The 25,050-nt window shown below is 68.6% G+C and carries 28 protein-coding genes; 13 read left to right on the top strand and 15 right to left on the bottom strand.

What is annotated here, in order from left to right:
* Positions 1 to 107: 107 nt before the first annotated feature.
* The 5 genes from ACFVV1_RS00155 to ACFVV1_RS00175 all read right to left on the bottom strand — a co-directional run bounded on the left by ACFVV1_RS00155 (position 108) and on the right by ACFVV1_RS00175 (position 4,259).
* Positions 108 to 875, bottom strand: coding sequence for a succinate dehydrogenase iron-sulfur subunit (locus ACFVV1_RS00155; protein ID WP_389982102.1), 768 nt, complete (start codon positions 873 to 875; stop codon positions 108 to 110).
* A complete protein-coding gene (gene sdhA, locus ACFVV1_RS00160) occupies positions 875 to 2,629 on the bottom strand; it encodes a succinate dehydrogenase flavoprotein subunit (RefSeq protein ID WP_389982104.1) in 1,755 nt (584 codons plus the stop codon). Before sdhA ends, ACFVV1_RS00155 begins: the two co-directional genes overlap by 1 nt.
* 29 nt (positions 2,630 to 2,658) lie before the next feature.
* Positions 2,659 to 3,135, bottom strand: coding sequence for a succinate dehydrogenase hydrophobic membrane anchor subunit (locus tag ACFVV1_RS00165; RefSeq protein WP_389982108.1), 477 nt, complete (start codon positions 3,133 to 3,135; stop codon positions 2,659 to 2,661).
* Between the two features lie 5 nt (positions 3,136 to 3,140).
* Positions 3,141 to 3,521 (bottom strand): succinate dehydrogenase, cytochrome b556 subunit, encoded by a 381-nt coding sequence (gene sdhC / locus ACFVV1_RS00170; protein WP_266913134.1) that lies wholly within the window; start codon positions 3,519 to 3,521, stop codon positions 3,141 to 3,143.
* 207 nt (positions 3,522 to 3,728) lie between these two features.
* Positions 3,729 to 4,259: a 2-oxo-4-hydroxy-4-carboxy-5-ureidoimidazoline decarboxylase gene (locus ACFVV1_RS00175; RefSeq protein ID WP_389983835.1), complete on the bottom strand. Its 531-nt coding sequence runs from the start codon at positions 4,257 to 4,259 to the stop codon at positions 3,729 to 3,731.
* A gap of 388 nt (positions 4,260 to 4,647) precedes the next feature.
* Between ACFVV1_RS00175 and ACFVV1_RS00180 the strand changes: the two genes are divergently transcribed.
* The 3 genes from ACFVV1_RS00180 to ACFVV1_RS00190 all read left to right on the top strand — a co-directional run bounded on the left by ACFVV1_RS00180 (position 4,648) and on the right by ACFVV1_RS00190 (position 7,890).
* Positions 4,648 to 6,252, top strand: a complete 1,605-nt coding sequence (locus tag ACFVV1_RS00180; protein ID WP_389982111.1) for a glycoside hydrolase family 20 protein — start codon at positions 4,648 to 4,650, stop codon at positions 6,250 to 6,252.
* A 216-nt stretch (positions 6,253 to 6,468) separates the two neighbouring features.
* Entirely contained in the window at positions 6,469 to 7,176 is a 708-nt protein-coding gene (locus tag ACFVV1_RS00185) for a DUF4328 domain-containing protein (RefSeq protein WP_389982114.1), read from the top strand.
* Between the two features lie 135 nt (positions 7,177 to 7,311).
* Entirely contained in the window at positions 7,312 to 7,890 is a 579-nt protein-coding gene (locus tag ACFVV1_RS00190) for a hypothetical protein (RefSeq protein WP_389982116.1), read from the top strand.
* An 87-nt stretch (positions 7,891 to 7,977) separates the two neighbouring features.
* On the opposite strand, the gene ACFVV1_RS00195 is transcribed toward ACFVV1_RS00190, so the two are convergent.
* Positions 7,978 to 10,677 (bottom strand): FG-GAP-like repeat-containing protein, encoded by a 2,700-nt coding sequence (locus tag ACFVV1_RS00195; RefSeq protein WP_389982119.1) that lies wholly within the window; start codon positions 10,675 to 10,677, stop codon positions 7,978 to 7,980.
* A gap of 192 nt (positions 10,678 to 10,869) precedes the next feature.
* Entirely contained in the window at positions 10,870 to 11,211 is a 342-nt protein-coding gene (locus ACFVV1_RS00200; protein WP_389982121.1) for a hypothetical protein, read from the bottom strand.
* Positions 11,212 to 11,624: 413 nt separating this feature from the next.
* On the opposite strand from ACFVV1_RS00200, the gene ACFVV1_RS00205 reads away from it, so the two are divergent.
* From ACFVV1_RS00205 to ACFVV1_RS00220, 4 genes are all read left to right on the top strand, one after another.
* The gene (locus ACFVV1_RS00205) at positions 11,625 to 11,924 is read left to right on the top strand and encodes a hypothetical protein (protein WP_389982124.1); all 300 of its coding nucleotides are present in this window, start codon (positions 11,625 to 11,627) and stop codon (positions 11,922 to 11,924) included.
* 248 nt (positions 11,925 to 12,172) lie between these two features.
* Positions 12,173 to 12,721: a hypothetical protein gene (locus ACFVV1_RS00210; RefSeq protein WP_389982126.1), complete on the top strand. Its 549-nt coding sequence runs from the start codon at positions 12,173 to 12,175 to the stop codon at positions 12,719 to 12,721.
* Between the two features lie 232 nt (positions 12,722 to 12,953).
* On the top strand, positions 12,954 to 13,091 hold the full coding sequence (locus ACFVV1_RS00215) for a hypothetical protein (RefSeq protein ID WP_389982129.1): 138 nt from the start codon (positions 12,954 to 12,956) through the stop codon (positions 13,089 to 13,091).
* 47 nt (positions 13,092 to 13,138) lie between these two features.
* Positions 13,139 to 14,551, top strand: coding sequence for a hypothetical protein (locus ACFVV1_RS00220; RefSeq protein WP_389982132.1), 1,413 nt, complete (start codon positions 13,139 to 13,141; stop codon positions 14,549 to 14,551).
* Between the two features lie 100 nt (positions 14,552 to 14,651).
* Here the strand turns inward: ACFVV1_RS00220 and ACFVV1_RS00225 are convergent, their stop codons facing one another.
* Positions 14,652 to 15,890 carry a sensor histidine kinase gene (locus ACFVV1_RS00225; protein WP_389982135.1) on the bottom strand — a complete coding sequence of 413 codons (1,239 nt, stop codon included), beginning with the start codon at positions 15,888 to 15,890 and terminating at the stop codon, positions 14,652 to 14,654.
* Positions 15,891 to 16,122: 232 nt separating this feature from the next.
* Here ACFVV1_RS00225 and ACFVV1_RS00230 point away from each other — a divergent pair, with 232 nt between their 5' ends.
* A complete protein-coding gene (locus tag ACFVV1_RS00230) occupies positions 16,123 to 18,297 on the top strand; it encodes an MMPL family transporter (protein ID WP_389982138.1) in 2,175 nt (724 codons plus the stop codon).
* A 92-nt stretch (positions 18,298 to 18,389) separates the two neighbouring features.
* On the top strand, positions 18,390 to 18,797 hold the full coding sequence (locus tag ACFVV1_RS00235; RefSeq protein ID WP_389982141.1) for a DUF6223 family protein: 408 nt from the start codon (positions 18,390 to 18,392) through the stop codon (positions 18,795 to 18,797).
* A gap of 115 nt (positions 18,798 to 18,912) precedes the next feature.
* On the opposite strand, the gene ACFVV1_RS00240 is transcribed toward ACFVV1_RS00235, so the two are convergent.
* The gene (locus ACFVV1_RS00240; protein ID WP_389982144.1) at positions 18,913 to 19,554 is read right to left on the bottom strand and encodes a VOC family protein; all 642 of its coding nucleotides are present in this window, start codon (positions 19,552 to 19,554) and stop codon (positions 18,913 to 18,915) included.
* Between the two features lie 2 nt (positions 19,555 to 19,556).
* On the opposite strand from ACFVV1_RS00240, the gene ACFVV1_RS00245 reads away from it, so the two are divergent.
* Entirely contained in the window at positions 19,557 to 19,715 is a 159-nt protein-coding gene (locus ACFVV1_RS00245) for a hypothetical protein (RefSeq protein WP_389982147.1), read from the top strand.
* Here the strand turns inward: ACFVV1_RS00245 and ACFVV1_RS00250 are convergent.
* The 4 genes from ACFVV1_RS00250 to ACFVV1_RS00265 form a co-directional block, all read right to left on the bottom strand.
* On the bottom strand, positions 19,712 to 19,840 hold the full coding sequence (locus tag ACFVV1_RS00250) for a hypothetical protein (protein ID WP_389982150.1): 129 nt from the start codon (positions 19,838 to 19,840) through the stop codon (positions 19,712 to 19,714). The two genes, ACFVV1_RS00245 and ACFVV1_RS00250, sit on opposite strands and share 4 nt — an antisense overlap.
* A 192-nt stretch (positions 19,841 to 20,032) precedes the next feature.
* On the bottom strand, positions 20,033 to 20,725 hold the full coding sequence (locus ACFVV1_RS00255; RefSeq protein WP_389982153.1) for a response regulator: 693 nt from the start codon (positions 20,723 to 20,725) through the stop codon (positions 20,033 to 20,035).
* 462 nt (positions 20,726 to 21,187) lie between these two features.
* Complete coding sequence (locus ACFVV1_RS00260) at positions 21,188 to 21,487, bottom strand: DUF397 domain-containing protein (RefSeq protein ID WP_389982156.1); 300 nt, start codon at positions 21,485 to 21,487, stop codon at positions 21,188 to 21,190.
* Complete coding sequence (locus ACFVV1_RS00265) at positions 21,468 to 22,322, bottom strand: helix-turn-helix domain-containing protein (protein WP_389982159.1); 855 nt, start codon at positions 22,320 to 22,322, stop codon at positions 21,468 to 21,470. The genes ACFVV1_RS00260 and ACFVV1_RS00265 overlap by 20 nt, the downstream gene beginning before the upstream one ends.
* Positions 22,323 to 22,521: 199 nt before the next feature.
* Between ACFVV1_RS00265 and ACFVV1_RS00270 the strand changes: the two genes are divergently transcribed.
* From ACFVV1_RS00270 to ACFVV1_RS00280, 3 genes are all read left to right on the top strand, one after another.
* On the top strand, positions 22,522 to 22,749 hold the full coding sequence (locus ACFVV1_RS00270; protein ID WP_389982162.1) for a hypothetical protein: 228 nt from the start codon (positions 22,522 to 22,524) through the stop codon (positions 22,747 to 22,749).
* Positions 22,749 to 23,195: an ATP-binding protein gene (locus ACFVV1_RS00275; RefSeq protein WP_389982164.1), complete on the top strand. Its 447-nt coding sequence runs from the start codon at positions 22,749 to 22,751 to the stop codon at positions 23,193 to 23,195. Before ACFVV1_RS00270 ends, ACFVV1_RS00275 begins: the two co-directional genes overlap by 1 nt.
* An 84-nt stretch (positions 23,196 to 23,279) precedes the next feature.
* Positions 23,280 to 24,146: a hypothetical protein gene (locus tag ACFVV1_RS00280; RefSeq protein WP_389982167.1), complete on the top strand. Its 867-nt coding sequence runs from the start codon at positions 23,280 to 23,282 to the stop codon at positions 24,144 to 24,146.
* A gap of 55 nt (positions 24,147 to 24,201) precedes the next feature.
* Here the strand turns inward: ACFVV1_RS00280 and ACFVV1_RS00285 are convergent, their stop codons facing one another.
* Both ACFVV1_RS00285 and ACFVV1_RS00290 read right to left on the bottom strand, forming a co-directional pair.
* Complete coding sequence (locus ACFVV1_RS00285; RefSeq protein ID WP_389982170.1) at positions 24,202 to 24,606, bottom strand: PIN domain nuclease; 405 nt, start codon at positions 24,604 to 24,606, stop codon at positions 24,202 to 24,204.
* Positions 24,603 to 24,839 carry a type II toxin-antitoxin system VapB family antitoxin gene (locus ACFVV1_RS00290; RefSeq protein ID WP_389982173.1) on the bottom strand — a complete coding sequence of 79 codons (237 nt, stop codon included), beginning with the start codon at positions 24,837 to 24,839 and terminating at the stop codon, positions 24,603 to 24,605. Before ACFVV1_RS00290 ends, ACFVV1_RS00285 begins: the two co-directional genes overlap by 4 nt.
* Positions 24,840 to 25,050 lie beyond the last annotated feature (211 nt).

Consider the following 25,050-nt stretch of genomic DNA (forward strand, 5'->3'; position numbering starts at 1 on the left):
CGCATGACCGTACCGTCAAGGCCCGAACGCCGCAGCAAGAGGCCCCGCTTCCCGCACGGTTCGTGCGGAAAACGGGGCCCCGGATGCGACTGGTGCGCCAGTGGCGGTCAGAAGCGGCGCGTGATCAGCGCACGCTTGACCTCCTGGATCGCCTTGGTGACCTCGATGCCACGCGGGCAGGCGTCCGTGCAGTTGAAGGTGGTGCGGCAACGCCACACGCCGTCACGGTCGTTGAGGATCTCCAGGCGCTGCTCGCCGCCCTCGTCGCGCGAGTCGAAGATGAAGCGGTGCGCGTTGACGATCGCCGCCGGGCCGAAGTACTGGCCGTCGTTCCAGAACACCGGGCATGATGACGTGCACGCGGCGCACAGGATGCACTTGGTGGTGTCGTCGAAGCGCTCGCGGTCCGCGGCGGACTGCAGACGCTCACGGGTCGGCTCGTTCCCCTTGGTGATGAGGAAGGGCATGACATCGCGGTAGGCCTGGAAGAACGGGTCCATGTCGACCACGAGGTCCTTGAGGACCGTGAGGCCCTTGATGGCCTCGACCGTGATCGGCTTCTCCGGGCTCAGGTCCTTGATCAGCGTCTTGCAGGCGAGCCTGTTCTTGCCGTTGATCCGCATCGCGTCGGAGCCGCAGATGCCGTGCGCGCAGGAGCGCCGGAAGGTCAGGGTGCCGTCCAGCTCCCACTTGATCTTGTGAAGGGCGTCGAGAACACGCTCCTTCGGGTCGATCTCGATCTGGAAGTCCTGCCACTGGGCCTCGTCGGAGACCTCGGGGTTGAACCGGCGGATCCGGAAGGTGGCCGTGATGTACGGGGAGTCGGCGAAGCCCGCCTCGGCCTGGCCGGCCTTTTCCATCGTCGGGGTAGCCATCAGTACTTACGCTCCATCGGCTGGTAGCGGGTCTGGACGACCGGCTTGTAGTCGAGCCGGATCGACTCGGTGCCGTCGGCCGCGACCTCGCGGTACGCCATGGTGTGGCGCATGAAGTTGACGTCGTCGCGGTTCGGGTAGTCCTCGCGGTAGTGACCGCCGCGGGACTCCTTGCGGGCCAGCGCGGAGGTCGCCATGACCTCGGCCAGGTCGAGCAGGTTGCCCAGCTCGATGGCCTCCAGGAGGTCCGTGTTGAACCGCTTGCCCTTGTCCTGGATGGACACGTCGAGGTAGCGCTCGCGCAGCTCGGCGATCTTGTCGACGGCCGTCTTGATGGTCTGCTCGGTGCGGAACACCATCACATTGGCGTCCATGCACTCCTGCAGCTCCAGACGGATCGCGGCGACCCGCTCGGTGCCCGTCGAGTTGCGCAGCCGCTCGAGCTGCTCCTCGACCATCTGCGCCGGGTTCTCGGGAAGCTCGACGAAGTCGTTCTTCGCGGAGTACTCGGCGGCACCGATGCCCGAGCGGCGTCCGAAGACGTTGATGTCGAGCAGCGAGTTCGTGCCCAGCCGGTTGGCGCCGTGCACGGAGACGCACGCGACCTCACCGGCGGCGTACAGGCCCGGGACGACGGTGGTGTTGTCGGCCAGCACCTCGCCCTCGACGTTGGTCGGGATGCCGCCCATGGCGTAGTGCGCGGTCGGCTGGATCGGGATCGGGTCCGTGTAGGGCTCGATGCCGAGGTACGTACGCGCGAACTCGGTGATGTCCGGGAGCTTGGCGTCCAGCTGCTCCGGCGGCAGGTGCGTGAGGTCGAGGTAGACGTGGTCGCCCTCGGGACCGCAGCCGCGGCCCTCACGGATCTCCGTGTAGATGGAGCGGGACACGACGTCACGGGACGCGAGGTCCTTCATGACGGGCGCGTACTTCTCCATGAAGCGTTCGCCGTCCTTGTTGCGGAGGATGCCGCCCTCACCGCGGGCGCCCTCCGTCAGCAGGATGCCCATGCGCCAGATGCCCGTCGGGTGGAACTGGAAGAACTCCATGTCCTCCAGCGGCAGGCCGCGGCGCCAGGCGGCGGCCTGGCCGTCACCGGTCAGGGTGTGCGCGTTCGACGTCACCTTGAAGAACTTGCCGGTGCCGCCGGAGGCGAAGATGACCGACTTTGCCTGGAAGACGTGGATCTCGCCGGTCGCCAGCTCGTACGCGACGACGCCGGCGGACTTCTTGACTCCGTCGACATCCTGGAGCAGGAGGTCCAGGACGTAGAACTCGTTGAAGAACTCCACACCCTCCTTGACGCAGTTCTGGTACAGCGTCTGGAGGATCATGTGGCCGGTGCGGTCCGAGGCGTAGCAGGACCGGCGGACCGGGGCCTCGCCGTGGTTCCGGCTGTGGCCGCCGAAGCGACGCTGGTCGATCTTGCCCTCGGGCGTGCGGTTGAACGGCAGGCCCATCTTCTCCAGGTCGAGAACGGAGTCGATGGCCTCCTTCGCCAGGATCTCGGCGGCGTCCTGGTCGACCAGGTAGTCGCCGCCCTTGATCGTGTCGAAGGTGTGCCACTCCCAGTTGTCCTCCTCCACGTTGGCGAGCGCGGCGGCCATGCCGCCCTGCGCGGCGCCCGTGTGGGAGCGGGTCGGGTACAGCTTCGTGAGCACGGCGGTACGGCTGCGCTTCGTGGACTCGATGGCCGCGCGCATACCGGCGCCGCCGGCGCCGACGATGACGGTGTCGTACTTGTGGATCTGCATGATTTCCTCTGGTCCCTCTGGCCCGGCGCCTAGCGGATGTTCGGGTCGAAGGTGAAGATCACCAGCGTGCCCAGCAGGACGGTGAACACCGTGGCGGTGTACAGCAGCATCTTCAGCCAGAAGCGGGTGTTGTCCCGTTCGGCGTAGTCGTTGATGACCGTACGGAGGCCGTTGGCGCCGTGCAGCATGGCCAGCCACAGCATCGCCAGGTCCCAGAGCTGCCAGAACGGCGAGGCCCAGCGGCCCGCCACGAAGGCGAAGCCGATCTTGGAGACGCCGCCGTCCAGCACGAGCTGGATCAGCAGGTGGCCCAGGACCAGGACGACCAGGACGATGCCCGACAGGCGCATGAAGAGCCAGGCGTACATCTCGAAATTGGTGCGCGAACCCTTGGGGGTCTTGCCGGTCCGCGTGCGCGGCGGCTCGATGACCGGGGCCGGGTTCTCGACGTCGTAGAGGGTGACGCCCTCGACGGAGCCGATCGCGGCGGAGGACTCGGTGGACATTGGCCTCAGCTCCCGAAGACTGCGCGTACGGCGTGGCCGAGGACGGGGTACAGGGCCCCGACCATCAGCACGATCCAGATGCCCACGACGGACCAGAGCATCTGCTTCTGGTAGCGCGGGCCCTTGGCCCAGAAGTCCACGGCGACGATGCGAAGACCGTTCAGCGCGTGGAAGAGAATGGCGGCCACGAGGCCGTATTCGAGGAGCGCGACGATCGGCGTCTTGTACGTGGCCACGACGTCGTCGTATGCCTCGGGGGAAACGCGGACGAGAGCGGTGTCCAGGACGTGTACGAACAGGAAGAAGAAAATGAGGACACCGGTGACTCGATGAGCCACCCAGGACCACATGCCTTCCCGGCCGCGGTACAGCGTTCCAGCCGGCACGGAAGAACCCTCCGGGAGCGGGGATTGGGGCCGGCCGGCTTGACTGTCGGTCTGACCCGGCCGGGTACGGTCCACCGGCCCCGGCCATCGTAGCGACGCTTTGTCGGTTCGTTCGCGCCGGGGCCTCTGGTGTGATCAAAGCGGCAATCAAACTGCCACGGACGGGCTATAGCGGACCGGTGAACGCCGCTGACCGGCCCCGTTCCGTTATGAACCCGATATCAGCTCGATGATGCGGCCCCGGGCGAGTCGCCGCATCTCCTCCGCGGTGACCACCCGCTCCTGGTCGGGGTCGTGGCCCAGTCTGGCCCGGATTCCGGCGAGCACCTGGTCCGGCTGTTCGGCGGGCTCGAAGCCGTCCAGGCAGATCACGAAGACATGGCCGAAGCGGCACTCGTACGCGGCGTGCGCGGCCCGCAGCGCGAGATGGGCGGAGTGCGGCGCGGCGTGGTGCAGTCCGGGGGAGACCTCGGCGGCGAGCGCCTCGGCGAGATCCGCCGGGGACAGGTCGTAGCCCGCCTCGTCGGCGGCGGCCAGCAGCGCGTCGAGGTCCGGGTACGGGCGGTGGGCGGCCAGCCGCCCGGCCCAGCGGCGGCTGCCGGAGCACTCCAGCAGGGCGGCCTCGGCCTCGGCGGCCGGCGCGGTGTTGAAGCGGTCGAGGCCCGGGTGGCCGGCCCGGTCGTGCGCCGGTCCGGAATTCTGGACGGGTGCGGCCGTCCGGGTGGCCGGTTGCCTCAGTCGCCTCGGGGGGCCGGCGTGGGACTCGCTGGACCTGGACAGCGTGGGGCTCCTCGAATCAGCGGCATCGGTGAACCTGGAGTCCGGAGTGGGGCGGGACGGGTGAGCCCAGGCGGATGCAGGGTGAAGGGAGAGTTGCGGAAGGAAGGGAGAGTTGCGGAGTGGAAGAAGTGTTGCAGGGTGAAGGGAGAGACGAATGTGCCTCAAAGCTAGCGAGACCGGGCAACGGTCGTCCGTCGGATACGCGAACTTCACCCGGACGGGAGAGTTTCGGAACGCCTGAGGGGCCGTGAGCCAAGGAGAATGCCCGGCTGACTCCCTATTTCGGGTTACTTCTGCTCTGTTTGCTTCTGCCCTGCTTTCCCCTCATATCGGAGGTTTCTGACCGATGTCGCCCTCACGCGGCGCTCTCGTGGCCGGTGCGGTCCTCACCGCGGCGGCCGCCGCGACGATCGCTGTCGTCGTCTGGCCGGAAAGTTCCGACAACGGACCCGCGGGGGAGTCGGGGTCCCGCACCCCCTCGGGCTCCTCGGCCGCCCCCTCGCCGACCCGGAGCTACCCGCTCTCCACCCCGCCCCGCACCATCCCCGCCGTACGCGAACACATCGCCGCCCGCGGCCCCGGCTGGCGGCCCGGCCCGGCCGCCGGGGTCGTCATCGCTGCCGGCAGCGGGACGCTCGCGGACGAGGGGCAGCTGCTCGCCCAGGAGCTGAAGATCCATTACCGGGGTGACGTCCCCGCCCGCGCCGGCGACGTGGAGCTGGCCCTCACCCCGGGCAAGGGCACCCCGGAGTCGTACACCCTCAGGACCCACGACGGACGGGTCACGATCAGCGGACCCGACCAGGCCGGTGTCTTCTACGGAACCCGCACCCTGAAACAGTCGGTGCGCGCCGACGGCGCCATGCCCGAGGGCGAGGTGCGCGACCGCCCCGACCGGCCGCAGCGCGGCCTCAACCTCGACATCGCGCGCAAGTACTACAGCGTCGCCTGGATCGAGGACCGGCTGCGCGAGCTGGCCGACCTCAAGCTCAACCAGCTCGGCCTGCACTTCTCCGACGACCAGGCGTTCCGGATCCAGTCCGACACCCACCCCGAGGTGGTGTCGCCGCAGCACCTCACCAAGGCGGAGGTGCGGCAGATCCTCGGCCTCGCGAGCCGGCTGCACATCGAGGTCGTCCCCGAGCTCGACTCCCCCGGCCATCTGGGCGCGGTCCTGCGGGCCCACCCCGACCTCCAGCTGCGCAACGTGTCGGGGGTCCGCTCGCCCGGATCGCTCGACATCTCCAACCCGGGGGCGGCGAAGCTCGTCGACGAACTCCTCGGCGAGTTCACCGAGCTGTTCGGCGGCCGCTACTGGCATCTCGGCGCCGACGAATACCTCGCGCTGATGGCCCGGGATCCGGCCGCCTCGTACCCGCAGCTGCAACGCGCCGCCCAGCAGAAGTACGGACCGCGGGCCGGTATCAAGGACCTCGCCACCGGCTGGCTCAACGACCGCGCGGCGGTGGTGCGCCCGCACGGCAAGCAGCCCAAGGCGTGGAACGACGGCTTCTTCCGTGACGGAGTCGTCCACGCCGACAAGGACATCGAGGTCGAGTACTGGACGGGCAGGGAGTACGGTGCCCGGCCGCCGGAGGAGTATCTGCGCGAGGGGCGGCGCGTGGTGAACCTCAACGACGAGTTCCTCTATTACGTGCTCGGCCAGCCCAACAACTTCCTCTACCCCACGGGCAAGCGGATCTACGAACAGTGGACCCCGCTCGTCCTGCGCGGCACCCGGCCCGTTCCGGCGGGCTACTCCGGCCAGATCCTCGGCGGCCGGTTCGCGGTCTGGGGCGACCTCCCGAACGCGCAGACCCCGGCGCAGGTGGCGCAGGGCATCCGGTTGCCGCTGCGGGCGATCAGCCAGAAACTGTGGGACCCGCGGAAGCCGGAGCTGAGCTGGGATCAGTTCCGGGCGCTGGCCGCGCGGATCGACGGGGCGGGCTGAGCGGGCCGGACCGGGTTCCCCGTGGACAGGGGGGTGGGCAAGGGTTACGTTCGCATGCCGCGCGCTCCGGGGGAGGGGCGCGCGTTCCTTGCGCTTCGAGCTCACAATCCCGGGGGGTTCCCTATCGTGCTGTGCTCCACCTGTCGTCTCAGACCGCCGGTCACCGCGGACGGGCACTGTCTTCTCTGCGCCGGACCGGCCGGGGCGGCGGCCCCGATGCCGCCGGCCCCGGTCTTTGTCGCTCCGCAGCAGTACCTGCGCTCGCCGAACGGGCTCGCGAAGGCGGTCGCCGTCCTGCTGATGGTGGTCGCCGTGGCGGATCTGCTCGCCGTGGCAGCGGGGCTGAACATCCGCCTCCTGCTCGGGGCTGCGCAGGACAACGACTTCGCCACGTACGACGAGGCGGAGGCGACCCTCGCGGACAATCTGTACGGGACCGCCGGTGCGCTGCAGGGTGTCATGACCCTGGCCACCGGCATCGTCTTCATCATCTGGTTCCGGCGCGTGCGGATGAACGCCGAGGTGTTCGACCCGAGCGTGCAGCCGATGTCGCCCGGCTGGGCGGTCGGCGCCTGGTTCGTCCCGGTCGCCAACCTCGTCCTGCCGCGCCGGATCGCGGGCGGCATCTGGACGGCGAGCGCCCAGACCAACCCCGACGGCAGCTGGCGCACGGTCCCGGCCACCACGATGAATCTGTGGTGGGGAACGTGGGTCTGCTCGCTGGCCTTCTCCTGGGTCACGTCCCGGCAGTACGCGGGGGCGGAGGAGACGCAGGAGATCATCGACGCGGTGGGGCTGGTGATGGCGTCCGACGCCCTCGACATCGTGGCCGCGGGGCTCGCGATCCATTTCGTACGCAAGCTGACCCGGATGCAGGGGGAGCGGGCGGCCCTCGGCGTGTATCCGCTGGGCGTCCAGGGGTAGCGGGACGCGCCCGCCGAGCGATGCTATTCGGCCTCCCTGGTGACGCTTTTGAGCCATCCGGCGCTGAACGCGGTAACGGGAAGTGCCGTGTCCCCGTGCACGCACGCACGGGGAAACGGCCGACGGGAGACGCCGATGAGCCTGCTGGAACTGATCGCCGCCGCCGATGAACGGGGGCTCGCCGCGAGCGCGGTCGCCTGCCTCGACCGCTGCCTGCCACAGCCCGCCGACGGGGCCGATCCGGATCCGCTGCGCCCGCTCTGGGCGGGGTGCGCGGACGGCTCCGTGTGGCCGGAACGCTTCGCGCAGGTGCGCGCGGTGCTGGACGCCGCCGATACGGACGGGGCGGCGCCGCGGATCCGGAAGCTGCTGACAGAGGCCCCCGTGGACCGGGCGGCGCCCGGACTGCGGGAGTGGGCGCACGCCTGCTCGCTTGCCGCGCTGGAGATCCACCAGCAGTTCGACATGCCGGGCGGTGACACGACCGCTGACGATACGGACCTGCTGCGGCGCCGGCGTACGGGCGACCCGGAGAGCGGCGGCCCCCTGGTCACCGGTGAACTGCGCCGTCAGATCCAGATCCTGGAAACCCTCGCGGAGACCACGGACACGGCGGGCAGCGGTGCCGCCCTGCGCCGGGTGGTCGACCTGTCGAGCGAGGGCCGCCGGGTGCTGCGCGCGGTGGTGTCGCGCCAGGCCCGCGACCGGGCCTGACCCGAGGGGCTCCGCACAAGGGAGGAGCCCCCCGGGTCAGGCCGAGGGGCTCCGGTCCGTGTGCGGAGGAGGCAGGCGGCCCGAGTGCTACGGGGCCAGGGTCAGCCCGATCCGGATCCCGGTGGGCGAACCGAGCGCCGCCACCCCGTAGTACAGGCCGGTGTCCGGCCTGATACCCGAGGTGCTGGTGTTGTCGATCTGCAGGATCGTGCCGTTGTCGGCGTCCTCGCCGTCCGCGCCGATCGCGATGTCCGCCCGGCTGTAGCCGGAGAGGTCCGTCAGCGACACGGATGAGCCGAGCCGGTCGTTGGACTCGGTGGCGCCGGGGATGCCCGTGGTGTCCTGGCTGTATCCGACGGCGCCGGTGCCGGTGGGGCCGGTGGCGGAGCCGCGGATCAGGAAGACCTGGCCGGCGTTGCTCCGGTTCACGCCGTCGCGGGTGAGGTCCTCGCCCGGTGCGCCGGTGAGGATGTCGCCGTACCCGTCGAGATCGACGTCGCCGATGGAGACGGACGCTCCCATGTCGTCGCCGGTCTCGCCGCCGCCCGGTACACCGGTGGTGTCCTGATGGATCGTCTTGCGGCCGGTCGAGGTCAGACCGGTGGCCGAGCCGAACACGGCCGTGACCGCGCCGCCCTTGGCGGTGTGTCCGGACTCGGTGGCGGACGGCTGGCCGACTGCCAGGTCGGTGGCACCGTCGCCGTTGAGGTCACCGGCTGCCAGCGAGCGTCCGCCGCGGGCGTCGAGGATGCCGACCCGCTGCAGTCCGGTGGTGGAACCCTTCAGCCACAGCAGGCGTCCGATGCCGCTCGGGTCGCGGTAGTTGACGGCGGCGTCCGCGTAGCCGTCCTTGTTGAAGTCGCCGGTGACCGCGGCCGCGTAACTCACGGCGGCGGTGTACGCGGCGGCGTTCAGGTAACCGGACCTGGCCGCGCCGGTCTTGCCGTCCCAGGCCCACCAGCGACCCGGCTTGCCCGGTGCGACGGAGAAGATGTCGGCCTTGCCGTCGGCGTTGAAGTCGCCCGAGGTGACCGTCGTACCGAGCTTCTCGCCGCCGATCCGGCCGGACGCGGTGACCGAGTAGCTCCTGCCGGTCGTGAGGCCCGGGCCGTACATCACGACGACCGTGCCGTTGTCGGCCTGCGTGAGGTCCTCGCCGGGCCCACCGATGACCAGGTCCGCGTACCCGTCGCCGTTCACGTCGCCCCAGGCGTTGGACGAACCGAACAGGTCACCCGCCTCGGAGCCGCCGGGCACGCCCGCGCTGTTCTGGTCCAGCTTGCGCTTCGCGGCCGAACTCGGGCCGTCCTTGGTGCCGGGCAGCACGGTGACGCTGCCCGCGCTGCTCGCCGTCTTCGGGAGACCGGCGACCAGGTCGGTGACGCCGTCCCGGTTGAAGTCGGTGGTCGGGATCGCGGCGTTGCGGGTGCCGTTGGTCGCGTACGTGCGGATCGCGCCGAGCTTGGCGTACAGGTTGGCGCCCGGGCACACCGTGGCGAACCCGTCGCGGTGTCCGGCGATGGTGTTGAACGTGACGTCACCGGCGGGCTCGGTGTTGCCGTCCGCGTCGGCGACGAGACGGGTCAACGTCACCTTGGCGGTGGGGCTGACGCCGTACTGGCCGAGCTTCCAGGCGACGACCCGGGCAGCGGACTGCAGGGCGGCCTGGGTCGGCTTGCCGGTTTCGAAGTTGCCGAGCAGCGAGATGCCGGTCGAGTACGAGTTGAAGCCGTAGGTGTGGGCGCCCTTGACCGGGAGGTCGGCACCGCCGCCGCGGCCCTCGAAGATCTGGCCGCACTTGTCGACCAGGAAGTTGTAGCCGAGGTCGTTCCAGCCCTCGGTCTTCACGTGGTACGTCATGATCGCGCGGACCATGGCGGCCGAATCGGCGCAACTGTAGTTGTTCGTGTCGACGGTGTGGTGGATGTAGACCGCCTGCACCTTGTCGATGTACTCCGGTGCGTCCTCGACCAGCGACTCGTCGGCGCCCCACTGGGCGCGGCCGATGATCGGCGGCCGGTTGACAGTCGACGGCGGCGCGGTGGGAACGGTCGCCGTCGGCTCCGGAGTGGGCGAAGCGGTGGCCGTCTCGGAGGCGGAGGAAGTGGCGGTGGCGGTCGGCGTCGCGGTGTCCGTGGCCGTCGCGGTGCCGGTCGGGGCGGCCGGCTCCGTGGGCGTACCCGTCGGCGTATCGGTCGGCGTATCGGTCGTGCTCGTCGCCGACGGACTCGCGGTCTCCTCCGCGACGAACGCGGCGTTGTCCATGGACTCCGGAGCGGCTGTGGCGGCCGCCGGGTTACGGGACTCGGCCTTGCTGACGCCCGGGTCCACCATGTGGAGCTCGAGCCCCTTCGGCAGCGCCCTGCCCGAGTTCACCTTCACCTGCACGGCGTTCGAGGCGCCGACCCACAACGGCTCGGTGGCCTGCCGGGCACCGGCCTTCTCGGGCCCGTCCGGTCCGTCGGCGGACAACTCCAACTCCCGCCAGGGCGACCACTTCCCGGTCTCGACGTCCCGGGTCCGCACCTGCGCGGCGCCGTTCACGTTCGTCGCCCCGTCCCAGCCGATGCCCACCAGCGAGAACGGCGCGGTGCTCGTGGTCGGCAGCGTCCGTTCGGTGGCCGTTCCCCCGCCCAGCGCGAGTGACCGCAGCTTCGCCGGACGCTGCTCCGGCCCCTGGGGACCGGCCGGCCCGTCGGACGGGTTGGCGATGGCGACCGTCACCACTCCCGCCCCGCCGAGCACCACGGCACCGACGGTCAGCCAGGCGCGGCGCTTCAGGCTCATCGGTCTGTACGCATGCGAACTGCGCGGGCTCAAATGCCCCACCTCTCAAGAGAGTTCAAGTACCCAGACGTTCATCGGGCCCCACCCGTCGCACGGGCGGCCCGGGATACCCAGCGAAGCCCGGGGTTCAAACGTCACGCCGAATTCCCCAGGAGTGACGCGCATTACAGAAGGGCGGGACTGGTGCGGGGCTCACCCGGGCGCGGGGAGTTCGCCGCTGCAAGTGGCCCGCCCATAGGCACCCGTGGCCAGAGTGGACTGGACGTGCCGGCCGCGGATGGCCACGGCGCAGGTCCCGGCGCCGCCCTTCGCGTCGAGGACGACGCTGACCAGGGGCTCCCTCCCCAGCGGTACGGGGACGGTGGCGCGCCAGGGCAGCCGGACGTTCTGGACCGTGACCGAGCCGTGGTTGCCGCCATGCCGGACGTACGAGATGTCGGCGGTGCCGTCGCCGGTGACCTCATAGGTGACATCGGCGGTCGGGACGGCGCGCGGCGCCGGCTTCTCCTCGGTGTCGAGGACGCCGTACGTCACCGGTTCCGCGACGACGAAGAGAAGGAACCGGACAAGCCTCCGGTCGGCGGCAAGCTGGAGATCCCCAGCCGTCAGAAGCTGCCCAATGGCAAGAACGAGCCCAAGGCCACCCGGGTCAAGGAACTGTCCGGGAAGCGCACCGCGCACTCCCGGTTCTGGCAGATGTCGGACGGCCGGGTGGAGGCGGAGATCTCCGCCGCGCCCACCGCCTACCGCTCAGGCAGTTCCTGGAAGTCCGTCGACACCACGGCGAGGCGGAACTGCCGTGCGAGAGCGATGTGGATGGCGCGGCCTGACGGCGCAGGTGCGGTACGGCATCCAGGTAGCGGCCGACGCAGGAACGGTATTTCCCGCAATGAGGTACCAGAGGTACCGTGGTCTTACGTTTCCATGAAGCACGGAAGGTGACGGCTATGACGCAGGCAGCGGGTGCGTCCGGGACGCCGAGTGCGCCCCGGCAGGTTCCGATCAAGGTGTCCCCGGCCGGGGACAAGCTGATCACCAGTGGTGCGAATTTCCTCGGCATGACCAAGAAGGATCTGGTCGAAGCTGCGGTGGCGTTCTACCTGGACGCACGTCGTGAGGACATGCAGGCCCGGATGCATGGCCTGCTCAGTGAGCTCGACGGCACCCGGGCTGCCCGTGTCTCGCTGCTCACCGGTGTCAGCAGGGAACGGATCGAAGAACTCGGCGGCGTCCGCGAGAACGACTGACCTGCACATTCGCGCCATTTAAGGTGACCCCTGCTGATGGGCCTTACTCGACCGACCCTGCGCGTGCTGCGCGAGGACCTGAATCTCTCCGTCCCGCCTCTCCCCGATCCCCTGGAGGGGATCGATCATCCGCTCCTGACCAAGAGCAACGAGCAGTTCGCCGATGGCGAGACCCCGCACGAACGCATCCGGTCCATCGACGACCAGGTGCTGTTCAAGGTCAAGATCGGCAGGTGGCGGGCCGCGGCTTGGACTTGTCACGACTCTCCGGTCCCGGTCTGGCCGCCGGCCGACGCGAGGACGGCAGTAGAAGCGACTTCTACGCCGCACTGGCCATCGATGCACAGGCTGCTCGCGCCCAGTACAACGCCACGCATATCCAGCCGCTGGCAACCGCGACCCATACCGCGCCCCTGCTGCCGACCGAAGACGACTGGCAGCGATACGAACTGGAGGCCGGAGCACGTCTGGAACGCAGGGTCGCCTCTGCCGTACACGACCTGGTACGGGCCTCCCTGGGGGATGGACGCGAGCACGCCGCGCTGCTGGACGGCGCGGCACTGGGCGTCCAGGTCCGGGCGCTTGAAGACCACGAGACCTATGTGGCCATCCGCATCATCGGCTCTGTACCCGACGAGGTGACCGCCACCATCCTGGAGTCGGTCCCCGGATGTGACCGGGCTGCGTGGGGACCCGAGATGGAGATGCCGGACCGGCCGCTCGCCAGCGGTGAACAGGTGTGGTCGAACCTGATGGACCCGTCGGAAGCCGCCAAGATCCTCGATGGAGAGGCGTGATCGCGTGACGGCCGGATCTGTATCGGTTTCTGTGTCAGGACCCTGATCAGAGCCGTCAAAGCGGGCAGTCGGCAAGCTCGAGCCGATCTTTGAGACGTTATGACCTGTCCCGTGCTCTCTTCGGAGAGCGCGGGACAGGGGAGTTTCCAGCCCCGCTACGGGGCAGGACCTCGCCCCAGCCGCCACCTGGGGGAAGACCCGCGCGCTGCTGGGCGAGCAGTCGGCCGGCACGGTGCAGCTTGATGACGGCGACGCGGGCATCACCGCGGTCGGCGAGCGGCCCAAGGGCACCACGACCGGCGGCGCAGCCGTCAACGACTACGCGTACACCCCAAGGGCACCGGCACCTCGTCCTTCACCTGGCAGCTGAACATCCCGCAGGACGGTACGTACGAGGTCTTCACCCGGCACGGCGACGTGACCGGTGCGGCGACCAACGCCCCGTTCGAGATCACCCACGCCTCGGGCGAGGTCACCAAACCCGTCGACCAGACCACCCGGTCCGGTGAGTGGGTGTCGCTGGGTTCGTACACCTTCACCGAGTCGGGCACCCAGAAGATCACCCTGTCCGACCTGGCCGCCGGCACGGTCGTCGCCGACGGCATCAAGCTCGTCCGCGCCAACACGGGCGAGACCGACAACGAGAAGAAGGACTTCACCTACCGCTACGACGTCAACGGCCTGCTGTCCGAGGTCAAGGACCTTGCCCCCGGTGCCAGGGCCGACGCGTACGCGATGACCTACGACGAGCTGAACCAGCTCGCCAAGGTCGAGGAGAAGCTGGGCAGCACAGTCAAGAACACGACCGGGCTGACCTATGACGCCAACGGGAACCCGGTCACGACGACCCACGATCTGACGTGGTCGAAGTCCGAGTACGACATCCGCGACCTGGTCGACAGGATCACGAACGCGGACTCGCCGACGGCGGGCAACCAGCAGATCACCACCTTCACCTACACCGACCGCGGCCAGCCGCTGAAGCAGACGAAGCCGAACGGCAACACCGTCGACTACGGGTACTGGCTCAACGGCGCGGTGAAGTCGCAGACCGAGAAGAAGAGCGGCGGAGCGGTCGTCGCCTCGCACGACCTGGAGTACGACCCGAACGGGAACCGTTCCAAGGACACGTCGAAGGTGATGAACGCCGACAACGCGGCGGACTACCTCGACACGGTCTCGACGTTCGACTACGACCCGCAGGACCGGATCGCCAAGGTCACCAAGACCGGTGATGCGGCGGGCACGGAGACGTACGGCTACGACGGCAACTCCAACATCGTCGAGCAGACGGTGGGCGGGGTCACGTCCACGTCGACGTACGACCGCAATCGTCTGCTGAAGACATCTGCGGGCGGTGTCGCCTCGACGTACAACTACGACCCGCTGGGCCGCCTGGACACGGTGTCCTCCAACGGCTCGGTCCAGCAGAAGAACACCTACGACGGGTTCGACCGGATCGCGAAGAGCACGGCAGGCACGGGGACTTCGGCGAAGTCGACGTCGTACGTGTACGACGCCTTTGACCGCACGGTGTCCGAGACCACGTCGGGCACGGGTGGGAAGACCACGGTCTTCACCTACCTGGGCATGGAGGACAAGGTGCTGCGGGAGGAGGTCGCCGGCAAGGCGACCAAGTCCTACCAGTACTCGCCGTGGGGTCAGAAGCTGACCCAGATCAAGCATTCCGACACGGGCACGAAGGAGTATTCGCAGTACCTCTACCACCCCAAGGGTGATGTGGAGGCGATCACCAAGGACGACGGCAACACGCGTGCCACGTACGGGTATTCGGCACGTTGGAGCTGGGGCGGGTATTGCTCGCCATGATGTCCGTTGGCAATAATGTGCCCTGGAAAGCTTCATCGCTTTCCAGGGCACTCTCACTGCCGTCCGGTGAATTGCCTGGGACGGCTGCGGGACGCTGCGTTCAAAGGAGTGAACCGGTCGGTATGAGGGGCAGCCGTGCCGTGACCTCGAATCCCCCGCCCGGAGTCGGCTCTGCGTTGAAATCTCCGCCGAGCAGTTGACAGCGTTCGCGCATGCCCAGGATCCCGCGGCCGGGCTTGTCCCGCTTGCCTGTGCCCGTGCCGTTGCCGGACGGCCGACGCGCGGGGACGCTATGGGGACCGGCGCGGCCCTGGTCGGTGACGCGGATCTCCAGATGGTCGATCCCCGGGTTCACCACGACCGTCACCTGAGTCGGGCCGGTGTGCCGGATGATGTTGGTGATCGACTCCTGGAGAATCCGGTAGGCGGCACTGTCCACCGCGCTCGGCAACGGCGCTGCGGGCGAGTCCACTTCGAGCGTGACGTCCAGTCCGGCGGCGCGTGCCTCGGCGGTGAGGTCGTCGATCTGTTCCAGGCTGGCGTGCGGCACGGGGTCGTCGTTGTCGCCACGGAGAACGCCGAGGATGGCTCGCATCTCCTGGAGCGTCCGGGCACTTGTCTGCTCGATGGTCTGCAACGCTTCGCGTGCCTGTTCCGGTCGCTTGTCGAGCACGTGTGCGGTGACCCCGGACTGTACGTTGATGATCGCTATGGCGTGAGCGACAGTGTCGTGGACTTCGCGCGCGATCCGGAGCCGCTCGGCATCGACCCGCGCGCGTGCTTCTTCCTCGCGGGTCCGTTCCGCCAGTTCCGCACGCTCTTGAGCGTCGGCAGCGATGACCCGCCGGGACCGGACGGACTCGCCGAGAGTCGTGCTCATGACCGTCACACCGATGCGGAAGAACACCCAGCCGATGGCCTCGCGCGGCTCTACGTCGGCCGATGCGAACAGCCACACGCTGGCCAGGATCACGGTGCCCACGCCGGCGATCGCCAATGACCGGCGCCCGTCACCGAAGGCGGCGACGGTGTACAGGGCGACCATGAGTCCGAGCCAGCCGTAGCCGTCGGGGAACTCGAGGGCGTAATACACCAAGCTGGCGACTGCGGCGGTGACGAACACCAGAACGGGCCACACGCGGCGGACGGCCACGACCAGGCCACCCACCACCAGCAGCGCGTATCCGAGGTATCCGAAGTCGGCGAGCGAACGCTGTTCTGTCGCCCTGGCGGCGGCGAGGGCGACCGTTCCCTGCACCTGCATCACGGTGACGAAGAGCGCGAGCAGGACGTCTTGGGTCAGCACCCGCAGCGAGAACGACCCGGGGCGGAGTTTCATACCGTGATCCTACTGTTCGGGTCCACGGACAACGCTCCGCTCAGACGCGCGACTTGCTACGTCGAGAGGCGCAGCGGGGCACAGCGGGTTACGCCCGATTGCGTAGGCATCACCATCCGTCGTCAGAGGCCGGGGCCGCCTCGCCTGCGGGACGATCGCCGTTGTGACCGATCAACCTCCCCATATCGAGAAGCGAGCCATGCCGCAAGGCTCAACCACTGAGGAGCAGATGATGACAACCGAGTCTCCACGTACGGATGGAGCTCTGGCGGGACTGGGTCGCTTCTGTTTCCGCCGCCGCCGCCTGGTCCTCCTGACCTGGATCGTCGGTGTGATCGTCGTGGCGTTCGTCGGCTTCAACTTCGGCGCCGCCTCCGACGACAACTTTTCCGGCGGAGACTCCGGGTCGGCCAAGGCGCAGGAGCTGATTCAGAAGCACTTTCCCGAACGGTCAGGGGACACGCTGACCCTCGCGATCAAGGCGGACAAGGGAATTGATGACCCTGCCGCCCGGCAGAAGATCGAGAAGGTCGTCGCCGACATCTCCGACTCGTCCATCACCGGGCCGGTGGTCTCGCCGTACCAGGACGCGAACCTGGTGACGAAGGATCGTCGTATCGCCCGTATGACCATCCCGCTGACCGACAAGGAGGTGGACAAGAGCGACGTCAAGCCCTTGGTGGACGTGGTCAAGGATGCCTCCGACGACAGCGTCACCCTCGGGCTCGGCGGGTACATGGCGGAAAAGGCCGAGACCCCCAAGCAGGGTCCGGCCGAAAGTGTGGGCCTCCTGGCGGCAGCGGTGATCTTGTTCATCGCCTTCGGGTCGCTGGTGGCGATGGGCCTGCCGATCTTGACCGCCCTGCTGGCACTCGCGGCCGGCCTCGCGCTGATCAAGCTGGTGGGGCACGTGGTCCCCGCGCCGGGCTTCACTGTGATCTTCGGCGCGATGATCGGGCTCGGTGTGGGCATCGACTACGCCCTGTTCATCGTGACCCGCTACAAGGACGGCCTGCGGGACGGCGATGACCCCGAGACCGCAACCGTCGCGGCCATCACCACCGCCGGTCGCGCGGTGCTGTTCGCCGGCCTGACCGTCGTGATCGCGTTGCTGGGCCTGATCGTCATGGGACAGCGGCTGATGACCGGGGTAGCCATCGCCACGTCCATCGCGGTGCTGATGACGATGATCGCCGCGATGACCCTGCTGCCGGCGCTCCTGGGGTTCACCGGCTACAAGATCAACTCGCTGCGCCTGCCTCGTCGCGCGTCCCGCCGGAACCAGCCGGTCGATGCCCAGTCCCAGCGCCGTACCCCCGCCGAGCGTTGGGCCGGCGTGGTGCAGCGCAGGCCGCTGATTGCTGCGATCCTGGCCGGCGGGTTCCTGCTGGTGCTGGCCGCCCCCATGTTGGATATGCGGCTGAGCCAGCCCGACGCCAGTGTCCAGCCCCGCGACCGGAGCAGCTACATCTCGTACAAGATCCTCTCCGAGGGCTTCGGTCCGGGCTTCGGAGCACCCCTGATCTTCGCCACCGAGGTCGACTCCGCGGACGCCGATCTGAGTCCCGTTGTCGCAGCGGTCAGCAAGACCGAGGGCATTGCCCAGGCCACGCCGCCCCAGGTCAGCAAGGACGGGCAGGCCGCCACCTTCACGGCCTTCCCCACGACCGGATACCAGGACGAAGCGACCGCGGACCTGGTGCACAAGCTCCGCGACGATGTGCTGCCCGAGACGCCCGGTGGTGAAACGGTCCTCATCGGCGGACCGAACGCCAGCGTCATCGATGTCTCCGAGGACTCCGCCGAACGTCTGCCGCTGATGATCGGGGTCGTCATCGCGCTGTCCATGGTGCTGATGCTCGCGTTGGTCCGGTCGGTCACGATCGCCCTGCAGGCCGCGGTGATGAACGCGCTCTCGATCGGCGCCGCCTTCGGTGTGGTGGTCGCGATCGTGCAGTGGGGATGGCTCGGCACGGCCTTCGGCTTCCCCACCGAGATGCCGGTCACGAGCTGGGTGCCGATGACGATGTTCCCGGTCCTGTTCGGCCTGTCGATGGACTACCAGGTATTCCTGATCTCGCGGATCCGTGAGGAGTACGAGCGAACCGGCGACACCCGGCTGTCCGTCACCCGCGGGCTGGCACGGACCGCCAGGGTCATCACGGCCGCGGCCGCCATCATGATCGCCGTCTTCATGACCTCCGTGCTCGGGCCCGACGTCGCAGTCAAGCAGGGGGCCGTGGGCATGGCCATCGCCGTGTTCATCGACGCCACCATCGTGCGGATGGTTCTGATGCCCGCGGTGATGGAACTGTTCGGCAAGGCCAACTGGTGGATGCCCGGACGCTGGGCACCGAAGACGGTCCCGGCACCCCCGGCTGAGGTCGAGGGAGGGGTCAAGGTCTGACCCTCCTTCAGCCTGGATCCACCGTCACGGTGGATCCAGGCTGGCCCACCTGCGCTTTCTCAGATACGCATCAAGCATGTGAAAGGAACTCCATGTCCGTTCGTCGCTTGCTCACCGCCGCACCGGCAGCCCTGCTCGGGGTGCTGGCACTTGCCGCACCGGCAGCCGCACAGGTCTCGATCGCCGAGGAGGACAGCGGCGGCTCCGGCCGGGCCGTGTCCGGGGTGGCCCTGCTGCTGGCGCTGGCCGGCGTGGTCGACGGCGTGCTGGCGCTGCGCTCCGCCGGTCGCGCCGGCAGCGGGCAGGGACCGGGCAGGGCCTTCGCCGCCGTGGCGCTCGGACTGGTCGGCGCCGTCGTCGGCGCCGTCGCACTGGCCGGCTCCGACGCGGACGTCGGCACCGGCAACGGGCAGGGCGGGGGCATCGTCGCGGTGGTGCTCGCGCTGGTCAGCATGGCCATCGGCGGCCTGGCGCTGGCCCGTTCACGCCGCACCGCCTGACCGGGCGGGGCCCGGGCCCCACCGGCACGTGATCGCGAGCCATGACGCGCAGACCTCCCCGCGTCGGTACGGCTCGATGTCCTCGCCGCCGGCGGCGCGTTCCCTCGCCCTGGGCTCAGCGGCGGATTGCCGGAGTGAACAGCTCGACGAGGTTGCCCGCGGGGTCGGCCAGCAGCAGTTGGCGTCCGCCCGGCCCCGAGACGATGTCGCTGCGGAACACCACGCCGGCCTTCTGCAGCCGATCCCGCTCGGCCTCGAGGTCGTCGACGACGAGGTGGATGCGGTTGCGCCCGCTGCAGGCGACGTCCGCGGGCGTGGCGTGCGCTCCCGAGCTGGGCGGGCCGGAGAGCAACAGCCGCAGCGGCCCTCGTACGACATCGGCGAATGCGGGCGGAAATGCGTTGAGCACGGTGAAGTCGAGGTGAGTGGTGTAGAAGTCGATCGCGGCCTGGACGTCGTCGACGATGTAGCGGACGCTCGCCAGGGCGCCCTTGCTCTCGTTCCCGGTCATGCAGGATCTCTCCTTGTGGCGGCGGTCGGCCGAGTGCGCGGTGAGGCCATAACGGCCTTCTGCCGCGCTGATGTTGACGGTCAGAGCATAGGCCGCGTCCGCCCCGTTCACCGCGTCGCCATTCCGCTGCGGAAGCTGGCGTATCCGCGTGATGCGGCCGAGGTCCTTCGCGTATCCGGTGTGTCCGACCAGGCCGGGCACGGCGCGATGCACGACCTCGACGGGGACAGCGGCGCTGCCCTGCACGTATGACGGCGAGGCATGACGCGGCGTACGACGACGCCGGCCGGACGGGAGTGACGGCCAGCACGCTGTGGTGGAATCCGGGATCGTCCAACTCCATGGCCAGCGCGTATTTGAAGTCGATGCGACAGCGCACCGCCTCGGCCGCCTGCCGGTCCGATTAGTCGAGCAGAAACTGCAGCACACAGACGGTGGCCAACTGCGCGGGCGAGAGGCCCGGACGCCCGTCGCGCGGGTACCAGCCGGCGAAGTCCTCGTCGCACCACAGCCCGTCCAACTGGTCTCTCACCCACATCGCCGTCGTACCACCCGGGTTACTCGCCCGCAATCCGCACAGTTAGAGACGGAATCTGCTCACCGGAACGAGGACGGAGCGACAACGGACACCTCGATAACTGCATCGACCTTCGAAACAGTCCCGAGCATGCCCCCTGATCACACTGCCGCACCGGGAAACTCCAAGATCCCCGACAGAGTCAAGCTAAGGGCTGACGAGCCCTGTCCGATAGGCGATGACGACCAGTTGTGCGCGGTCCCGCGCACCCAGTTTCACCATCGCGTGGCTGACGTGGGTGCGCGCGGTGGCCGGGCTCAGGCACAGCCCAGTGCCGATCTCGTCGTTGCTCAGGCCCTGTCCCACCAGAGCCAGCACTTCACGTTCGCGCTGGGTCAGGACCGCCAGCCGGTCCTCGCCGGCCTGCGTGGCGACCCGTTGCGCGGTGAACTGGGCGATCAGGCGGCGGGTGATCCGCGGGGCGAGCAACGCGTCTCCGGCGGCGACGACCCGGATGGCATGGAGGAGTTCGGCCGGTCCCGCGTCCTTGAGCATGAAGCCGCTTGCGCCGGCCTGCAGTGCTTCGAAGACGTACGAGTCGGTCTCGTAGGTGGTGAGGATCAGGACCCGGACATGCTGAAGCCCATGCGTCTTGACGATCTGGCTGGTTGCCTGGATCCCGTCGAGCTTCGGCATCCGGATGTCCATGAGCACAACGTCGGGGCGGGTCGTACGGGCCCGCTCGACGGCCTCGGCACCGTCGGTGGCCTCCCCGACCACTTCGATGTCGTCCTCGACGTCGATCAGTACCTTGAACCCGGATCGCACGAGACGCTCGTCATCGGCGAGCAGAACTTTGATCGGAGCGTTGCCGAGCGAGGACGTGCCTGCCGCGTTCATAGCCGCGCCGTTCCGGTCGGCGCCAGGGATCGCATGCTTGCCAACAGCGTGGCTCTGCGTTGCATACCCAGGATCATACTGCCGGGGCGGATATCGCCGAGTACTCGTCCATCCGTGATCCTCTACGGCGCAGAGCGCGATCGAACGCCCATGGCGTACGCAGATCTGCGTACGCACAGCCATCCGCTATCGGAGGACGTTCCGGGTCGTCGACGCGACGACCTTCGTGAACCCGCCGACGGAAACAAGCACGTTCGTGACCACACCAACCCGAGGGGCGCTCTCCGATGCGTAACAGCCTTCCCGGCACATGGTCGTATTCAGCGAGTAGCTCGCTGGTAGGGCTTCGCCAGATGCACGGCAGGCCCTCCCCCGAATCCTGCGGGAACTCCTGAGACCGTACCCATGACCAGGGGTGGACATGGGTACGGATTCCCGGAGGCGGGGCGTTTCGAGCTGGTCTTACGCAGATCGGCGGCCGGGCGTGCTTTTGAGGGACGTGACGAACGACGTCCAGGCGGGGGCCGTGACCGTGAGGACCGGGCCGTGGGCGAGCTTGGAGTCGCGGACGGGGACGATGCCGGCGAGGCCGTCGGCGACCTCCACGCAGTCCCCGCCGGTGCCGTTGCTGTAGCTGCTCTTGCGCCAGCGGGCGGCGCCGGGGAAGGCCTCGGCGACCTCCACGCAGTCCCCACCGCTGCCGTTGCTGTGGCTGCTCTTGCGCCAGACGGCCGTGCTCAAGTCAATCCCGTTGCTTGCCATTTCGGTCATCCTCAGCCGCTTGCTCGATCAGGGCGAGGGACGCCTCCGGCGGCAGTGCGGCGGCCCTGAGCAGATCGTACGACCTGCGGTACTCCTTTACGAGGGCCGGATCATCGATGGTGTCACCGCTGTGCAGTGCCTCCGTGTAGACCAGGGGCGGGGCGTCGGGGAAGGTCATGATCTTGGCCGTGCCCAGCATGAAGGGATGCGGCCCGCAGTTCCACGGAAGGATCTGGGGAACGATCCGGCGGCGCGTTGCCAGCGCCGCGATCCGCTCCAGCTGTTCGGCCGCCTGTTCCGGCGGGAGCACCGGCTGGGTGAGCAACGACTCGGACAGGATCGCCCAGTACATCGGGGTTTTGTGGTCGTCCTCGAAGAGGCGAGCACGCGCCAGCCGGGCGGTGACCTTTTCCTCCACCTCGTCATCGGGCGCCAGCGGGTGCGTCGCCCGCACCACCGCCCGTGCGTACACGTCCGTCTGCAGCAGACCGGGAATCAGAGTCGGGCACCACTCCTCGATGGTCTCCGCGTGCTTCTCCGCCTCCAGCACGCGCTCGAAGTAGCTGGCGTGGCCGCGCCTCTTCGCCTTTCGTACGTCCTCGCAGCGGCGCTGGAAGAAACCGTCGGTACCCAGCGCCCGGTCCACGTGCTCGGCCAGTTCGGCCGGCATGCGGCGCTGTCCGCGTTCGATCTCGCTGAGGTGGCTCGGGCCGTAGAAGCTGCCCTCCACCAGTTGCTGGAGGGTCAGCCCGGCCTCCTCCCGTTTCCAGCGCAACTCCTTGCCGTAGAAGGTGGGGACGCTTGCCGACCCGTCGATGTCCTTGCGCTGTCCCATCGTTCACCGCCCTTGGTGTCGTTGCCGCCCGTTTCACGGCGTGTCCGCCCGAGTCCCGGGGATTCCCGCGCCGATGCCAACGTGCAAGGGCATACGCGCAGTTCACGGCCGGGAGCCCGAAGCTCTTTCACGGTAGGCCGTGTCGCGTCAGAGTGTGAGTGATTCGTCACAGAGCGCACTGGAAGGTGTGACACTCCCCATGAACGACCACCCCCACGACGGCACCGGTACGGACGACGATGTGCAGGACTGCGTGAACGACCTGCGGGCCGCCCTCGCCGCCCACGGCATCACGCTCCCCTCCCTCGGCATCGACCTGCCGACCTTCGCCGCCTGCTACCGCACTCCGCCGCTCATCACGCTGGGCAACTGCAACCTGCCCACCGCGCGCGCTCTGGTCGCCGTGCTGCGCAAGGGAGTCGCGTGATGTGGCAACCGCTGATCCTGGAGCTTCTCGCCACCCCCGAGGCCGTGCCCGAGGTGCGCCGCGCTCTGCGCGCGTACCTGGGCGGCCCCTGTGACGACCTCCAGCTGTGTGCCACCGAGCTGATCACCAACGTCATCCGCCACCTCGGCGAGGGCGTCCCCGTAACGTTCCGCGCCTCGTGCGACCGGGGCCGTACGCGCTTGGAGGTCACCGACCCCGACCCCCGGGCCCTGCCCGTCCTGTGCAGGGCGTCCGGCGACGACGAGACCGGCCGCGGCCTTGCCCTGCTCGATGCCCTGGCGCTGCGCTGGGGCGTGGCGCAGGGCCCCGGCACCAAGACGGTGTGGTGCGAGCTGCCGGGTGGCGACCGCACGTCCCCTGGTGAGCCCCCCGTGGTCATCCGGGCCGATTCGGAAGGAATGTCCGTTGGTGTGATCGCAGGGTGAATGCTGCTGTACAGTCCGCCCGCCGTGCAGGCTCGGTGGTCGTGACGAAGGAATGGGTACGTGCGAATTCGTTTCAGGTGTGCTGTGTTGCTTCTCCCTCTGTCGCTCTCGCTCGCCGCTTGCGGCGCCGAGGACGGGCAGTCGGAGTCGGCTGTGTCGAAGAGCTCGAAGAGCCCGGGAAGCTCGGAGACGAAGGAGTCGCCGAAGCCTTCCGTCGCTTCCGTGCCCGAGTCGCCGGAGGACTTCCTCGACCTCGCCGAGAAGGCGATGGCGGTGGAAAGCGCGTGGACGTTCTCCGTGAAGGGGCAGGAAGGGCTGACGTTGCAGGGCCGGAAGAGCGCGGCGTCCTACCGGGCCACGGTCCGGCGCGGCATGGCGCCGGAGGCGCTGCACTCGCAGGGCGTCAGCACCAGCAGCAAGGGGGCCAAGGAGAACGAGGAGATCTACGTCGTCGACGGCACGGCGTACCTCAAGAAGGGGGGCGCACCGTGGAAGGACGCGCCCGCCTCCGATCCTGAGATGCGGAACAAGGTCGAGGACCCGGTCGCGGCCATCGAGGAGTTCCGGGCGTATGCGCGGGCTGCCACCGGTGACGAGGTGAAGCTGACCGAGGAGGACGGCACGGTCGAACTCCGCGTCGGCAGCGACAAGCAGAAGCTGACAGCAGTCCGGGACCGTGCGTGGGTGAAGAAGGCGGTGCGGGAGTTCGACCCCACTGCCGAGCAGCTCCGCACGGCCGGCATCCCGGTGAACGACGCGCAGCTCACCCTGTCCGGCCTGGAGGAGGTGTTGGTCCTGGACGCGACGACGTACCGCGTCAAGAGCCACCGCTTCGAGTTCGGCTTTCTGATCCCTTACGGCGGACAGAACATCACGTTCGAGCAGGACGTACAGCAGGCGAACCAGGGCACGTTCAACGGGAAGATCGAGCTTCCGGCCGACGTGCGCTGACCGGGCGTTCTGCCTGTGTGGCTTTGGTCGGCCGGCCGAACCCGGCAGGTGACTGCTACCCGCCGATGCGGCGCACCGGCTGGCCCGTGACGCGGGCAATCGTCTCGAAGTCGGCATCCTGGTGGAGGACTGTGAACTTGTGATGTCGGGCAGTGACGGCGACGAGTAGGTCAACGGGGCTGGCGCACTGATGCCACCCCCTGTCCGCGAGGCGTTGCTGCAAATCCGCGGAGTCGTCCCATGCGGAGTCGCGCATCGAGTAGTGGGGGAACGTCTCGCGAAGCAGGCCATCGGCTTCGTAGTACGCCGCACGGCCGCCGACTGCCCGCAGATATTCCTGCCGTACCGGCTCGCAGAGCCCTACCAGCCCTGCGGTGACGAGCTCGTCCCAAGCGGGACTCGCCTGACGCCGGTAGAAGCGCACCAGGGCGCTGGTGTCGATCAGAAACAGCTCGCTCACGCGGCGGACCGTCCGCCGTCGTCGGGGTTCTCATGGCCGGGGTCGATGACCGAGAAGTCGATCTCGCCATCGGCAACCATCTGCCGCATCCGCTCCACCGCTGCCGCGCGACGCCGCCGATCAGCGATTTCGCGCAGGGCCGCGTTCACGGTGTCCTTCTTGGTGGTGGTACCCAAATGTCGTGCAGCCTCTTGCAGGGCTTCGTCGTCCAAGTCGATCACGGTGCGGGACATGGGCACCCCCAGGATTCGTATATACGTTTCGAAAAGAAGATATCACGAGTGGGTGTCGCGGCGCTCGGCTGCAAGAGGGCGCCGCCCTGTGCAGTGGTTTTGTCCGAAAGGTGCGGGCGCTCGCAATCGGCTGCCGGGGCGATGTATAACCGGCCCGATTTCCCCGCGCCGCCGTCGGGCGTGCCACCAACCACCTTCCGGAGGACTATTT

The sequence above is a fragment of the Streptomyces sp. NPDC058092 genome (assembly GCF_042884935.1).
In the GTDB taxonomy this organism is placed as follows: domain Bacteria; phylum Actinomycetota; class Actinomycetes; order Streptomycetales; family Streptomycetaceae; genus Streptomyces.

What these genes read in the sequence shown, in the direction of transcription:
- ACFVV1_RS00155 (WP_389982102.1), bottom strand. Translation starts at nt 875, where the DNA reads ATGGCTACCCCGACGATGGAAAAGGCCGGCCAGGCCGAGGCGGGCTTC.
- sdhA (WP_389982104.1), bottom strand. Translation starts at nt 2,629, where the DNA reads ATGCAGATCCACAAGTACGACACCGTCATCGTCGGCGCCGGCGGCGCC.
- ACFVV1_RS00165 (WP_389982108.1), bottom strand. Translation starts at nt 3,135, where the DNA reads ATGTCCACCGAGTCCTCCGCCGCGATCGGCTCCGTCGAGGGCGTCACC.
- ACFVV1_RS00180 (WP_389982111.1), top strand. Translation starts at nt 4,648, where the DNA reads ATGTCGCCCTCACGCGGCGCTCTCGTGGCCGGTGCGGTCCTCACCGCG.
- ACFVV1_RS00185 (WP_389982114.1), top strand. Translation starts at nt 6,469, where the DNA reads ATGCCGCCGGCCCCGGTCTTTGTCGCTCCGCAGCAGTACCTGCGCTCG.
- ACFVV1_RS00190 (WP_389982116.1), top strand. Translation starts at nt 7,312, where the DNA reads ATGAGCCTGCTGGAACTGATCGCCGCCGCCGATGAACGGGGGCTCGCC.
- ACFVV1_RS00195 (WP_389982119.1), bottom strand. Translation starts at nt 10,677, where the DNA reads ATGAGCCTGAAGCGCCGCGCCTGGCTGACCGTCGGTGCCGTGGTGCTC.
- ACFVV1_RS00205 (WP_389982124.1), top strand. Translation starts at nt 11,625, where the DNA reads ATGACGCAGGCAGCGGGTGCGTCCGGGACGCCGAGTGCGCCCCGGCAG.
- ACFVV1_RS00225 (WP_389982135.1), bottom strand. Translation starts at nt 15,890, where the DNA reads ATGAAACTCCGCCCCGGGTCGTTCTCGCTGCGGGTGCTGACCCAAGAC.
- ACFVV1_RS00230 (WP_389982138.1), top strand. Translation starts at nt 16,123, where the DNA reads ATGACAACCGAGTCTCCACGTACGGATGGAGCTCTGGCGGGACTGGGT.
- ACFVV1_RS00235 (WP_389982141.1), top strand. Translation starts at nt 18,390, where the DNA reads ATGTCCGTTCGTCGCTTGCTCACCGCCGCACCGGCAGCCCTGCTCGGG.
- ACFVV1_RS00245 (WP_389982147.1), top strand. Translation starts at nt 19,557, where the DNA reads ATGACGGCGAGGCATGACGCGGCGTACGACGACGCCGGCCGGACGGGA.
- ACFVV1_RS00255 (WP_389982153.1), bottom strand. Translation starts at nt 20,725, where the DNA reads ATGAACGCGGCAGGCACGTCCTCGCTCGGCAACGCTCCGATCAAAGTT.
- ACFVV1_RS00260 (WP_389982156.1), bottom strand. Translation starts at nt 21,487, where the DNA reads ATGGCAAGCAACGGGATTGACTTGAGCACGGCCGTCTGGCGCAAGAGC.
- ACFVV1_RS00265 (WP_389982159.1), bottom strand. Translation starts at nt 22,322, where the DNA reads ATGGGACAGCGCAAGGACATCGACGGGTCGGCAAGCGTCCCCACCTTC.
- ACFVV1_RS00270 (WP_389982162.1), top strand. Translation starts at nt 22,522, where the DNA reads ATGAACGACCACCCCCACGACGGCACCGGTACGGACGACGATGTGCAG.
- ACFVV1_RS00275 (WP_389982164.1), top strand. Translation starts at nt 22,749, where the DNA reads ATGTGGCAACCGCTGATCCTGGAGCTTCTCGCCACCCCCGAGGCCGTG.
- ACFVV1_RS00290 (WP_389982173.1), bottom strand. Translation starts at nt 24,839, where the DNA reads ATGTCCCGCACCGTGATCGACTTGGACGACGAAGCCCTGCAAGAGGCT.